Annotated in this window: 10 protein-coding genes; 7 read left to right on the top strand and 3 right to left on the bottom strand. The window is 35.1% G+C overall.

Features of this window, described 5'->3' with window-relative positions:
* The first annotated feature begins 102 nt into the window (after positions 1 to 102).
* Positions 103 to 687, top strand: coding sequence for an RNA polymerase sigma factor (locus tag J8281_RS11105; protein ID WP_210197694.1), 585 nt, complete (start codon positions 103 to 105; stop codon positions 685 to 687).
* 236 nt (positions 688 to 923) lie between these two features.
* Here the strand turns inward: J8281_RS11105 and nth are convergent, their stop codons facing one another.
* Positions 924 to 1,592: an endonuclease III gene (gene nth / locus J8281_RS11100; RefSeq protein WP_210197693.1), complete on the bottom strand. Its 669-nt coding sequence runs from the start codon at positions 1,590 to 1,592 to the stop codon at positions 924 to 926.
* Positions 1,593 to 1,867: 275 nt separating this feature from the next.
* Here nth and bcp point away from each other — a divergent pair, with 275 nt between their 5' ends.
* Complete coding sequence (bcp, locus tag J8281_RS11095) at positions 1,868 to 2,317, top strand: thioredoxin-dependent thiol peroxidase (protein WP_210197692.1); 450 nt, start codon at positions 1,868 to 1,870, stop codon at positions 2,315 to 2,317.
* A 138-nt stretch (positions 2,318 to 2,455) separates the two neighbouring features.
* On the opposite strand, the gene J8281_RS11090 is transcribed toward bcp, so the two are convergent.
* Entirely contained in the window at positions 2,456 to 3,913 is a 1,458-nt protein-coding gene (locus tag J8281_RS11090) for a TonB-dependent receptor (RefSeq protein WP_210197691.1), read from the bottom strand.
* Between the two features lie 260 nt (positions 3,914 to 4,173).
* On the opposite strand from J8281_RS11090, the gene J8281_RS11085 reads away from it, so the two are divergent.
* The 4 genes from J8281_RS11085 to J8281_RS11070 all read left to right on the top strand — a co-directional run bounded on the left by J8281_RS11085 (position 4,174) and on the right by J8281_RS11070 (position 7,245).
* Positions 4,174 to 4,935 (top strand): MBL fold metallo-hydrolase, encoded by a 762-nt coding sequence (locus J8281_RS11085; protein ID WP_210197690.1) that lies wholly within the window; start codon positions 4,174 to 4,176, stop codon positions 4,933 to 4,935.
* A gap of 72 nt (positions 4,936 to 5,007) precedes the next feature.
* A complete protein-coding gene (locus tag J8281_RS11080) occupies positions 5,008 to 5,517 on the top strand; it encodes a hypothetical protein (protein WP_210197689.1) in 510 nt (169 codons plus the stop codon).
* A 33-nt stretch (positions 5,518 to 5,550) separates the two neighbouring features.
* Positions 5,551 to 6,129: a Crp/Fnr family transcriptional regulator gene (locus J8281_RS11075; RefSeq protein WP_371812602.1), complete on the top strand. Its 579-nt coding sequence runs from the start codon at positions 5,551 to 5,553 to the stop codon at positions 6,127 to 6,129.
* A 321-nt stretch (positions 6,130 to 6,450) separates the two neighbouring features.
* Complete coding sequence (locus tag J8281_RS11070; protein ID WP_210197688.1) at positions 6,451 to 7,245, top strand: type 1 glutamine amidotransferase domain-containing protein; 795 nt, start codon at positions 6,451 to 6,453, stop codon at positions 7,243 to 7,245.
* Between the two features lie 226 nt (positions 7,246 to 7,471).
* Here J8281_RS11070 and J8281_RS11065 read toward each other — a convergent pair whose 3' ends face one another.
* Entirely contained in the window at positions 7,472 to 10,345 is a 2,874-nt protein-coding gene (locus tag J8281_RS11065) for an esterase-like activity of phytase family protein (RefSeq protein WP_210197687.1), read from the bottom strand.
* 303 nt (positions 10,346 to 10,648) lie between these two features.
* On the opposite strand from J8281_RS11065, the gene J8281_RS11060 reads away from it, so the two are divergent.
* Positions 10,649 to 13,036 carry a TIM-barrel domain-containing protein gene (locus J8281_RS11060; RefSeq protein ID WP_210197686.1) on the top strand — a complete coding sequence of 796 codons (2,388 nt, stop codon included), beginning with the start codon at positions 10,649 to 10,651 and terminating at the stop codon, positions 13,034 to 13,036.
* Positions 13,037 to 13,162 lie beyond the last annotated feature (126 nt).

Below are 13,162 nucleotides of genomic sequence, written 5' to 3'. Positions count from 1 at the left end.
AATCAAACCAATTAAACAGTAACGCCTATAGCATACCTTTACTTTTTAAGTTTAACATAGCCCGAGCCCCAAGCTTGTTGGTACTAAAATTAAGTATAAGGTATGAAAGATTACACTGTTGCAGACGCTGTTTTGGTAAATAACTACATTAAAGGAGACGAAAGTGCTTTATCTGTTCTCATCGAACGACACAAACAACGTATTTATAGTTTTATTTATTCGAAAGTATTTGATAGAGATGTATCAGAAGATATATTTCAAGATACCTTTATTAAAGTAATTCGTACGTTGAAAAACGGAAAGTATAACGAAGAAGGAAAATTTCTTCCTTGGGTTATGCGTATTGCTCACAATTTGGTGATTGATCACTTTAGAAAAGGAAATCGTATGCCAAAATTTGAAGATAATGGTGAATTTAGTATTTTTTCAGTAATAAGTGATGGAAACTTAAATGCAGAACGACGAATTATTAAAGATCAAGTTGAAGAAGATCTACGTAATTTGATTCAAGAGTTACCAGATGATCAAAGAGAAGTACTTATCATGCGAATGTATAGAGATATGAGTTTTAAAGAAATATCTGATAAAACTGGAGTAAGTATCAATACAGCTCTGGGTAGAATGCGTTACGCGCTTATTAATCTTCGAAAGGTAATTGAAAAGAATAACATAGTTTTAACAAATTAATAACACAAAAGTATAATAATAAATAATTTATGCCGTTATTATCTTATAACAATCAAAATTATAAGATTATTAATATGGCAAAATTTTACTTTAAATCTTCACACAAAGAAGAACAACATTCGGTACCAAGTAGAAGAACAATAGATTTTCTTCTCAACTATTCAAAATCGTTGAAAGTTACAAAATATCAAAGCTTAACGTTTGAGACGATTTTAAACTAAACTTAAAATAAGGACCTATTTTTTTATAGGTCCTTTTGATTTTTCATAGGCTTTTATTACCGTTTTTCTACCAATAGTTTTGGTGATAACATCTTTATCAAGATTCCATCCTCGAGCCGGAGAATATTCTCTTCCATACCAAATAATTTGAAGATGTAAATCATTCCATAATTCCTTCGGAAATAGACGTTTGGCATCTTTTTCGGTTTGCGTAACATTTTTTCCATTACTAAATCCCCAGCGATACATTAATCTGTGAATGTGCGTATCAACAGGAAATGCTGGAACTCCAAAAGCTTGAGACATGACTACACTCGCCGTTTTGTGTCCTACCGCCGGTAAGGATTCTAAAGCTTCAAAACTTTGCGGTACCTCACCATTATAGGTGTCGATTAGAATTTGTGACAAGCCATGAATGCCTTTAGATTTCATAGGACTTAGACCAACAGGTTTGATAATTTCTCGAATTTCTTCTACAGACAGTTTCACCATGGCATAAGGATTATCTGCTCTTTCAAAAAGTAACGGGGTAATTTGATTAACACGTACGTCGGTACTTTGAGCGCTCATTAATACGGCAATCAATAACGTGTAAGGATCTTTATGATCTAATGGAACAGGGATACTCGGGTACAATTCCTGTAGCGTTTTAATAGTAAAATCTATTTTTTCTTGTTTCGTCATGTAGCCTCAATAATTTTGCACTAATGTATTAAATAAAATTAGGATTGTCTGTTTGACCGGGATTGTGCATTAGAATTTCGTAATGAGGGTTGATACATACATCTTGACTATGCTTATTGTGACATACTATTATTGATTTTTAACCTTATGGTAATGTTACGAACACTCAAAATATAATTACAAAAAAAATATAAAGTTTATAGAGCAGTAGTTATTTTGTTTTACCTTTGATAATAAAAATTAAACAAAATATAATTTAAATAAATTACAGTTCTATGACAACATTAAAAGAAGGAGATAAGGCTCCTAATTTTGAAGCCCTTGATCAGGATGGAAATAAAATTACTTTGAGCGATTATAAAGGAAAGAAGTTGGTAATATTTTTCTATCCCAAGGCGAGTACACCAGGTTGCACGGCCGAGGCTTGTAATTTAAAGGATAATTATCAAACATTTCAAAAAGAGGGATATGAGATTATAGGTGTGAGTGCTGACAGTGCCAAACGACAACAAAATTTTAAAAATAAGTACGACTTACCCTATCCTTTACTAGCAGACGAAGATAAAAAAGTGATAGAGGCCTTTGGTGTTTGGGGACCCAAAAAATTTATGGGTAAAGAATATGATGGGATTCATAGAACTACTTTTGTTATCGATGAAAATGGAGTAATTTCTGAAGTTATTTCAAAAGTAAAGACAAAAGATCATGCTGCGCAAATCTTGTAAAGTACTATGTTGTGCATTTTAAAAGTTATCATAAAGAAAATCTAGAATTACGGATTTTGAATTAAATTCTAATACGATCTTACTAAAAAAGCTCGGAATTAAAGAACCCCGAGCTTTTTATATGTAAATATTTGTCTTTTATCGTTTAACAGTTTCTTCTTCGGGAGCTTTGTATCCAAAAAAGTTATTTTCTTTGATCATTTCGGGTACCAGTTCTGGTAATTGATCTTCCCATCCTGTCTCCCCATCTTGAATTTTCTGTAAAACCTCTCTAGAAAAAATATCCATCACGCTGGCATCGTAATCGGTAATATCAACCAGTTTACCGTTATATTTAAAGAATTTATAGAGCTCTTTCATTCTTGGGTGTACCTTTAAATTATCACTATTGGTAACTTCGTCGGTTTCCTGGTCGTGTAGCGGATACAAATATACTTTCAGATCTTTAAAGAATAGTTTTCCAAATGCTTCGAGAATACCACCACTCAAATGTCTGTAGTATTTTTCATCAAAAATATCGACAAGGTTGTTTACACCCATAGCCAACGCCATTCGTTCTTTGGTGTAATTAGAGAAATACTCGACTACTCGATAATATTCCTTAAAATTAGATATCATCACAGTTTGTCCCAAAGAGCATAAAAGCCTTGCTCTCGCCATAAAGTCCTCTTCATCTATTTCGCCTTCTGCTCTTAAATTCGAAAGTGTAATCTCAAAAATAACAACGGTTTTGTTCTTATTTACTTTGTTTTCATTTAAAAACATATTAAGAGACGACTTGTAAATATCCATATTTACTTTGGTCACCGGTCTAAAACTTCCGCGAAGCGCCAGAATATTTTTTTTGTATAAAATTGCAGCAGGTAAAATATTATTGCCATCGGGACCAAACATTACAGCTTCGGTCATACCATTTTTAACCAGTTGTAAGCTCATTAAACGATTATCAACTTTGGTAAATCTAGGACCCGAAAAGTTGATCGTATCTATTTCTATTTGATCCTTATCTAAGTGATCATATAAGTATCGCAATAATTTTTTAGGATTGTCATATTTGTAATACGCTCCGTAGATGAGATTAACACCTAATATACCCAATGTCATTTGTTGCAATTTCGCATCGTTTTCATGAAAACGAATATGCAGTGTAATTTCATTATACGCTTCGTTAGGAACGGTTTGATATCGTATACCCACCCATCCATGACCTTTGTATTTTTTTGCAAAGTCAATAGTGGCAACGGTATTGGCGTAACTAAAAAATAGTTTATTAGGATGTTTTTCTCTTGAAATTCGTTGTTCTATCAGGTTAACCTCATGCTTAAGCATCTTTTTTAACCTTGCTTCAGTTACATAGCGTTTGTCATTTTCTATGCCATAAATGGCATCACTAAAATCTTTATCATAGGCGCTCATGGCCTTTGCAATGGTTCCAGAGGCACCGCCCGCTCTAAAAAAATTACGAACAGTCTCCTGACCTGCACCAATTTCTGCAAAGGTACCGTAGATGTTCTGATTGAGATTAATACGTAAAGCTTTACTCTTTATCGAGGGAACAGATTCAAATTCTTTATCTCCCATTATCGTAATAGGCATAGTAAAAAGGGCTTTTTTTGTTTATTGGCACCGCCAAAGAGTATAATACCCTAAGCTTGCCTCGAAATTGAAAAATTGATTTCAACGAATTCCTCGTGGGTTTGCCCCGAGGTAGTTAACCGTAAAGGTACTAATACCGTAAGTATTAAAAAAGGAAGAAAGTAAATTTCTCTATGCATTTCATATCTTTAAAATAATTAGGAAATCTAAGTATTTTTTGACAAGAAAATATAGTTACATTTGTGATGTAACTATTTATTATGGAAATCACATTTTTGGGTACGGGTACTTCACAAGGTGTTCCCATTATAGGAAGCAAACATCCTGTTTGCCAAAGTGACGACCCAAAAGATAAGCGACTTCGGGTGTCGGTACTTATATCGTGGAATGAATTTACCTATGTGATTGATTGTGGCCCCGATTTTAGGCAGCAAATGCTCGCTAATCAAGTGTCTAGAATTGATGGGATCGTTTTCACCCATGAGCACGCAGATCATACGATGGGCATGGATGATATTCGTCCGTTTTTTTTCCGACAGGGGGATATTCCAGTGTATGCCCATAAAAGAGTACTAAAAGCGCTAAGAAAAAGGTTTGACTATATTTTTTCATCAGAAAACAAGTATCCTGGTGCCCCAAGTGTTATTGAACATGAGTTAACAAATTCACCTTTCATTCTCGGAAATTTAGAAGTCATTCCTATAAATACGATGCATAATCGATTGCAGGTTTTTGGTTTTAGATTTCAAGATTTTGCTTATTTAACTGATGTAAAAACTGTTGAAGACGAAGAAAAGTCGAAGTTATTAGGAGTTCAGGTTTTGGTGGTCAATGCCTTGAGAATCGAACCGCATCATTCTCATTTCAATTTAGAAGAAGCCCTCGAATTTATTGATGAAATAAAACCTAAAAGAGCGTATCTTACTCATATTAGTCATTTATTAGGTTTTCATGCTGAAGTCGAAAAAACACTACCTGATCATGTTTTTATTGCTTACGATAATTTAAAAATTACAATATAAGTTCATGTCATACTTAGAAAAATATTTCAAAGGTGAAATAGACCAGAATATTTCAAATACTAAAAAAAATCTATGAAAAAGAATATATTTATGTACCTCTTCCTTTTCACCGCTTTATTCGTGCTTTTTCAGTTTATGAATGCGAAGAAGGCTAAGGAATCTTATGATGCCAAAATTGAAAAACTTCAATTTCAGCTCAAATCTCAGGACTCTCTGGCAGCGATAAAAATTGATTCTCTAGTTGATATTAATTTGGATCTTACCTATTTTTCTTTGGAAAGTAATGAAGATGCTGCGAGTTATTTTGAAGAAATGGGATATAATCCTAATAAATTGGCACTAACCATAAGTGATAAGATTATAGGAGAAAACGCACCGGGAAAAGATAACCCTATTGTACCTTATGCTGGTATGGAGGGTCATATGGCGATTAATAAAGTACGATTATTAAATCATAAATGGATTATTGCTGATTTTACCGATGGAGTCTACTGGGGAGAACTCTTTATTACTTATGAGGTTAGAGAAGATGGTGTTGTGGATTTTGAAGTCGAAAGGTCATTCTTATATCCACGAAATTAAACATTTTATTAATTTTCAACGCTCATCCAGATCGTGACCAAAAGCGTAATCACATCTCATATTTTTAAAGAAGAGCAGCTTAGTTTAGAAGAAATTAATTTTATTCAATCCAAATTCGAAAGCATATCTGTCGATAAGGGGGATATTGTATTGCGTATGCATGATAGAGTGACCCATCAATTCTATGTGATAGACGGGTGCTTACGAACTTTTTTTATAGATGTAGCAGGCAAAGAGCATACATTACAATTTGCCGTAAAAGACTGGTGGATTAGTGATTACACTGCGTATTTTGAACAGAAAGAAGCACTTTTGACTATAGAATGCATTCAGCCAGCCAAACTGTATAAAATTTATAAAGAGGATATTGAAGAAATCTATCAAACTATTCCTAAAATAGAGACGCATTTTAGAAAAAAATTAGAGAAATCATTTTCAAGTTTTCAGAATAGAATTTTAGGCAATCTATCTAAACCCGCAAAGGAGCGATATATCGATTTCATGAGAGCATATCCTGATATCAATGCGAAGATCAAAAATTATCACATTGCTTCATATTTAGGTATCACTACCGAAAGTTTGAGTAGAATAAGAAAAGAAATAGCTTCTTAGTGTAGTCATAGAAAGGTAGGTTTTTAGTGTTGTAACAGTACTATTGACCAGAATTTAATTCTTATTTTTTGAATAGTAATCAAGTACTTTAGCCTGTCTGATCGAGCCCTTCGTCAGAACTCAGGACAGGCTCAGTCGAGACTTGGTTAATGAACTTAAAAATAACCTCTCGACCTCGCATAAAATGACTGAAACAAAATGAGGTTTCTGAAAATCAATAGAGTAATTATTGAACTTAGGTATTACTTATTACCATAGATCAATTTTTTTACAAACGCTATGTTTTAACTTTGTATACATTAAAAACTAAAATTAATGTATATGAAAAACATAATTATAATGCTAGCTGTTATTGCGTTTGCCTCTTGTGCAGAGCAAAAAAAGAGCAATAATACTCAACCAGAAACTTCAACAGGTAAAGAAGAGGTAACAACAAGTAAGAAAGTACTTTTTGTACTAACTAGCCACTCAGAACTAGGAAATACAGGAAAAGAAACGGGATTTTGGGTAGAAGAATTTGCAACTCCGTACTATATTTTGAAGGACAAAGGATTTGATATTACTTTGGCTTCACCAAAAGGAGGACAGCCACCTATCGATCCAAAAAGTGAGTTGCCAGATTTCCAAACCCCGTCAACCAAAGGATTTAATTCTGATCAACCAACCCAAAAACTATTAGCGAATACGATCAAGTTGGATAATGTAAGCGAAGCAAATTATGATGCTGTATTCTACCCTGGTGGGCATGGCCCGTTATGGGATCTTGCAGAAGATAAAAAATCAATCGACTTAATAGAAAAGTTTTACAAAAATGGTAAGCCCATTGCTGCCGTATGTCATGCACCAGCAGTTTTTAAGAATACCAAAAACGCTCAGGGTGATCCTTTGGTAAGTGGAAAGAAAGTTACAGGCTTCACCAATACCGAAGAAGCTGCTGTAGAACTAACTAATGTAGTTCCGTTTTTGGTAGAAGATATGCTTAAAAAAAATAATGGTATATACTCTAAAGCTGAAGACTGGAGCCCCTATGCAGTAGAAGACGGATTGATAATCACAGGACAAAATCCTGCATCTGCCGAATTGGTAGCAGAATTATTGGCCAACCAATTGAAATAAATCTATAGTTCATAAGGAGAAGAGACTATCTGAAAAAATGTTATGCCTGGCTTAGGGAAGTAAATTTTTACAATACTATGAGCAAAGAATTGATCGTGTATTGCTTAGCATAATTAGTGAAATTTTTCCAGATAGTCTCTTTTTGTTTAGAATAGTTGTAAAGTTGGTTAATCTGATTTACTTTATTTAAGAGTATGTAATAGATTTTCTAATGCACCATCCAGGTTTATCGCTTTACTAATTTCTTTTTGATGAATTCGCCATTCATATCAATCACGGCAATATAGATCCCTTTTTTAACTTCGATTCCGCTTTCTGTCGTACCATTCCATACATAACTGAACTTTCCGGAGTTTTTATCGTTTTCAACTAACTTTTTAATAATATTTCCTGCAATATCATATATAGTGATTGAAATCTGATGTTCTTTTGCCGTAGTACTAGAAAAAGTTACATGGTTTGTAAAAGTATTAGGATATATTTTGATATCATCTGCTATAGATTTCTCATTTTGATATCTTTTTTTCCAAGGTCTTCCTAAGGGTTGATCCAGCCAAAGCATTATGAATTCGTTATCATCTGGTAACCCCGTTCCTACATGTCTACCTACACTAAATGGATAATTATTATCATTCAAAACGCCTATTAAAAATGGATTAAGTACTACCACACTCTCAATAGTAACAAATGGGAATGCAAAGTTTCTTCCTATTCCCACATCACCTTCGAGTCCTGGTAAAGAAATTCTGCTAAAGTCTTCGATATTCAGTAGGTCAACATTCTTTCTTTTTTCTATCAATTCTTTATTTTCTTCTAGCTGTACTTCGTAAATCGCCTTAAATCCGTTTAGGTCTCCCTGAGTACCATCTCTTTCAATAATTACTCCTCGCTTATTGCTAAACATGACGAAATCCCCAATTGCTGTGGCTCTATCTTCTAATGGATACTGAAATTTTTTACCACTATATGCTTTATTCGCCAGGTCAAATTCGTGTACTAGCAGATTTTTTGTTTTGGCACCAACTAAGGGTTTTTCTAATAGGGGAAACAATTTCTTTTTATCTGCTGATAGCGCCATACCTTCAAAACCACCACTACCTCTAACCCTAAAAGATGTACTCGTTGCAGTACTTCGATAAGGCCAATATAAGCCACCTAGCCACGGAGTATTTTGACCATTTTGATCTTGTAGATTAGTACCATCTCCTGCTTGCTCAACTTTTGGGAAGTCACCAAATAGGCAAACCGTACGAATTTCAGGATACTTTTTATGAGCAATCAATAAGGTTCTAAAATCAAAACTTTGTATGTCTGCTCTTTCAGTCAGGTCGTTTGCTACAATAATTTCTGCAATTGCTTTGGTAAAGGTTTCCGGATCGACGGTTCTCTGGGCGAATATGTCTCCGCGATCATCCGTATCGGTTCTGGGATTAATTTTAGTTTCAATATTAAAACGAACCTTCGAAGCATTCATCCATCGTTTCTTGGCATCGGGATCTGATGCTCCTGGTCCGTTTTTGTAATAGGCTACGTAAAAATTTACAAAATCAAATACCTGCTGTAGCGATGGCATTACATAGGGATCTATTAATCTGTATTGATTAGCAAATGCAACCGATACAGGAGAAAGAGAACGATCGTTAGATTGTACTGGTCTGCCCTCAAGTATTTTATCCGCAATAAATGTATTTTGTATTTGATCCAGGGTTACATTTTTTACCAGGATCTCATCTTCAAATTCGTAGGGTGTGCCATCTGCTTTTCTGGTTTTGGCAGCTTCAATATGGGGATCATGATCAAGAACAGGGATGCCATCTAGTGTGATTCCACAATCGGTTTCAAGAGTTGGCATTAAAAAGTCGAGTGCAGCTTCCATAGAAGGGAGCGTGTTTTCGGGTCTCAAGTTTCGAGCTCCCCGATGACCTTGGGCGTCAAAAAGAGTCACGTCTATAAGACCATCACTATCTATAAAATCAGGTTTTCCGTTATTATCTTTATCAAAATTTTGAACAGCTTGCAATAAAAGATCAGGTCGGTCTGAGATGATCCCCTGAACGCCCAGATGAAGTAAAAGATTCATGTTTTCTAGATCGTTTACCGTATATACAACTACAGGATGTCCTGCTCTATTTAATGAAGAAACGTTATGTAGCTCACTAGAAGCTGGTGGTAAACCTGCTGGGGGATTGCTACGACTACCTACATTGGTCTCGTCATTATCATCATCTAACATTACAAACCAGGGAGACATGACCGGATTTTTGCTTCCATTCATTTTGGCATGTGCGCGCATAGCATTCATTATTCGTAATGCGCTAATCTCTTCGTTAAACGGATTTTGTGGAGCACGTAATTCTTTCCCAGGATTTTCAAAATCTGGAAGAGCAATGGGTGGATCTAATAATATACCGTTTTTATCAAAGTGCAGTAAAAAAGGTCCAAATTCATCTCCTATCCATAAATCACCATGTTCAGTTTTTTGTATCGATTCTATATCAAAATCAGCGCCTGTAAGTACGCGATCTCGACTAAAATGATTAACAATAGCAAAAGGAATCAAGCGGTTGGGATCTTTTAATTCAATAAAATTTAATACATCGATGGTACCATCCCCTTTACCCAAAATCGTTTTAAACTTTGGTTTGATATGATACACACGCAGATGATAGTCAGAAGAATTTTCGATACTCCCGTAGCCATTGTCTGATAACGCCCAAAAAGTACCATCGTAATTGCTTAAAACGGAAGAAAATCCCTGTACGGGTTGTTTATCTAAAAAAGGAACCGGCTGTTGATTAATGTATCCAGAACCGATGAATTGGCCCGAGGTGGGTCCTTCAGAGAATGTGTCTGCGGGTAAGACCGCTCTGGCGACAAGAACATCTCCAAAGTTAAAAAAGGGCCTACCAGTTCCTTTTGTGTATAGACTAGTATGTAAAGTTTGATCTAGTTGAATATCAAATTCATAGTTTTTTTCAGTTTTTTTGGTATGAGGAGCTATTTGCGCCAATATTGAATAAGGCGTACAAATCCCTAGAAAGAGTATCTTTAAAAGTAAAGCACATTTAAATATTGAAGTAAAAGCGTAGTGATTTTTCATTATTGTGTAATTTGTTTAGGATTAATTTGGTTAAAGACATCTCAAAAGTACGAGGATCATATTACCGAATTGTTTATCTTTTTTAAACAAATGTTTAGATAAAGGTTATCTGTATTAATTTTTGTAATTATAATTTTTAGCCGATTTGAATAGTATAATTCTATTAAAATCGCTTAAGGTATACTATGTTCTTAGAGTAGAGCGTTTAACATTTTCAAGCAATCGACTCAGGTTCTTGATACCTTTTGTGAGTATTCCCTTATATTTGGTTTCTTTTGATCATCAACAAACCGTTATTTACTTATGCATATCAAGTTTTTTCATCTGTTTTTTGTACTACTTGCGGCGATAACCTGTGTTTCCTGCAAGAAGAAGTATGAAGGTTCTTACCAGGGATTTACCCGTAAAGATGGTTATTTAGAAGTGTATAAGGATAATGGGAAGTATATCATTAAAGCGTATTCTGATCGAATAATGGAAACCTCCTTTATTCCGAAGGGTGAAACGTACGATCAAAAATCTCATGCTGTTACTTCTTCTGAAAGTAAAAAAGCAAAACTTAAGGAAGATAGCCATACAATAACTTATGCTACTGCAGGGATAGTAGTATGTATCACCAAAAAACCTTTTCAAATACACTATTTTTATAAAAATAAAGCATTAATTTCTGAAAACAAGGGGTATTTTAAAACGGATTCTACAGAAATTTTAGATTTTAAATTAGATAAAGATGAAGTAATTTATGGAGCAGGAGCCAGGGTAGTGGGTATGAACAGGAGAGGGCAAAAGCTTCAGTTATACAATAAAGCCCACTATGGATACTCTTCACATGCCGATTTAATGAATTACAGCATGCCGCTCATCCTCTCTTCAAAAATATACGCCGTTCATTTTGATAATGCACCTATCGGATTCCTGGATATCGATAGTAAGGGAGATCAAACTTTACAGTACGAAACGATTAGTGGTAGAAAAACCTATCAGGTCATAGCGGGAGACAACTGGAAAGATTTGATGAACGAGTATACCGATCTCACCGGTAAGCAGCCTTTACCTCCGCGATGGGTATTCGGAAATTTTGCAAGTCGGTTTGGCTATCATTCAGAACAAGAAGTTAGAAAAACAGTAAAGAAGTTCAAACAGGATAGTATCCCACTTGATGCTGTGGTACTTGATATTTATTGGTTCGGTGAAGACATCCAAGGTCACATGGGAAATTTGGAGTTTTTGGCAGATTCCTTCCCAACACCTAAAAGAATGATTAATGACCTCAAGGATCAGGGTATAAAAACAGTACTAATAACAGAACCTTTTGTTTTAACTACTTCAAAAAAATGGAGTGATGCTGTAGCTCAAAATGTACTTGCAAAGGATTCTGTAGGCAATCCGTACACCTATGACTTTTACTTTGGTCATACTGGCCTTATTGATATCTACGACCCAAAAGGTGAAACGTGGTTTTGGGATATTTATAAAACCTATACTCAGGAGTACAACATTGCCGGGTGGTGGGGAGATTTGGGCGAACCTGAAGTACATCCATCAAAACTACGCCATGCTACAGGTACTGCAGATGAGGTTCATAATAGTTATGGGCATGACTGGGCCAGGTTAATTTTCGAAGGATATCAAAGGGATTTTCCCGATCAGAGACCTTTTATTTTAATGCGTGCCGGCTATTCAGGTTCTCAGCGGTTTGGTATGATTCCCTGGTCTGGCGATGTGAGTAGAAGTTGGTCTGGGCTACAATCCCAACCAGAAATTGCATTATCGATGGGGATACAGGGATTAGGATATATGCATTCTGATCTAGGCGGGTTTGCCGGCGGAGAAACTTTTGATCCCGAGCTCTACATACGATGGTTGCAATATGGGGTGTTTCAACCTATTTTTAGACCACATGCCCAAGAGCATATTGCTCCAGAGCCAGTTTTTCACGATCAAAAAACAAAAGCACTTGCCAGAAAAAGTATAGAATTACGATATAGTTTACTTCCTTATACCTATACGCTAGCCTTTCAAAACAATCAACTAGGGCTACCATTAATGCGACCCTTGTTTTTTGAAGATCAAGACAACAAAGATCTATACGAAGTTAAGCATACGTATTATTGGGGAGATAATTTTTTAGTTTCTCCAATTCTAAATCCCAAAATAGTTGCTATCGATGTTCCTTTTCCAAAAAACACGAACTGGTATGATTTTTTTACGGGAAAGAAATATGAAGGAGGAAATTTTGCTACGGTAACGGTGGTAAAAGATCATATTCCGGTTTTCATTAAAGCCGGATCATTTATTCCTACAGTAGCTCCAGTTCAAACTACAGAAGATTACCATACAAAAGTTTTACAATTGCACTATTATCACGATAATACGGTAGCAAAAAGCTCTGGTATGGTGTATGATGATGACGGTAACACTCCAAATGCTTATGAACAGGGAAAATACGAATTGTTGCATTTCAAAAGTAAGGCGTCTTCAAAAAAGCTATCTATTACGTTGTCTGCAGAAAGAGGAAAAAAGTACAAAGCAATTGACCGTAAGATTACATTGATAATCCATAACATTGAAACTGCGCCAAAGCTAGCTGGTCAATATCATTCTTTTTCGTGGAACGAGAACAATAAGCAGTTACATATCAGTTTGATCTGGAATTCTGAAAAATCTCATACGATAGACATCAATTTTTGATGCCGTATAATAAAATTATTGGACATCTATTTTTGTAATAAAGAAATTTTTTAACGTCATTCCGAATTTATTTCGGAATCTCATCATGCTTATAAACAACGATTTATAGTGAAAACCTGAAACAAG

This window comes from Aquimarina sp. U1-2, assembly GCF_017897595.1.
Lineage (GTDB): Bacteria > Bacteroidota > Bacteroidia > Flavobacteriales > Flavobacteriaceae > Aquimarina.
The sequence above is the reverse complement of the archived record's forward strand: the minus strand, read 5'-3'. Positions and strand labels throughout refer to the sequence as shown.

Bases quoted from the DNA above. Each gene is read 5' to 3' on its own strand.
- J8281_RS11105 (WP_210197694.1), top strand. From the start codon at position 103: ATGAAAGATTACACTGTTGCAGACGCTGTTTTGGTAAATAACTACATT.
- J8281_RS11090 (WP_210197691.1), bottom strand. From the start codon at position 3,913: ATGCCTATTACGATAATGGGAGATAAAGAATTTGAATCTGTTCCCTCG.
- J8281_RS11080 (WP_210197689.1), top strand. From the start codon at position 5,008: ATGAAAAAGAATATATTTATGTACCTCTTCCTTTTCACCGCTTTATTC.
- J8281_RS11060 (WP_210197686.1), top strand. From the start codon at position 10,649: ATGCATATCAAGTTTTTTCATCTGTTTTTTGTACTACTTGCGGCGATA.
- J8281_RS11070 (WP_210197688.1), top strand. From the start codon at position 6,451: ATGAAAAACATAATTATAATGCTAGCTGTTATTGCGTTTGCCTCTTGT.
- J8281_RS11065 (WP_210197687.1), bottom strand. From the start codon at position 10,345: ATGAAAAATCACTACGCTTTTACTTCAATATTTAAATGTGCTTTACTT.
- nth (WP_210197693.1), bottom strand. From the start codon at position 1,592: ATGACGAAACAAGAAAAAATAGATTTTACTATTAAAACGCTACAGGAA.
- J8281_RS11085 (WP_210197690.1), top strand. From the start codon at position 4,174: ATGGAAATCACATTTTTGGGTACGGGTACTTCACAAGGTGTTCCCATT.
- bcp (WP_210197692.1), top strand. From the start codon at position 1,868: ATGACAACATTAAAAGAAGGAGATAAGGCTCCTAATTTTGAAGCCCTT.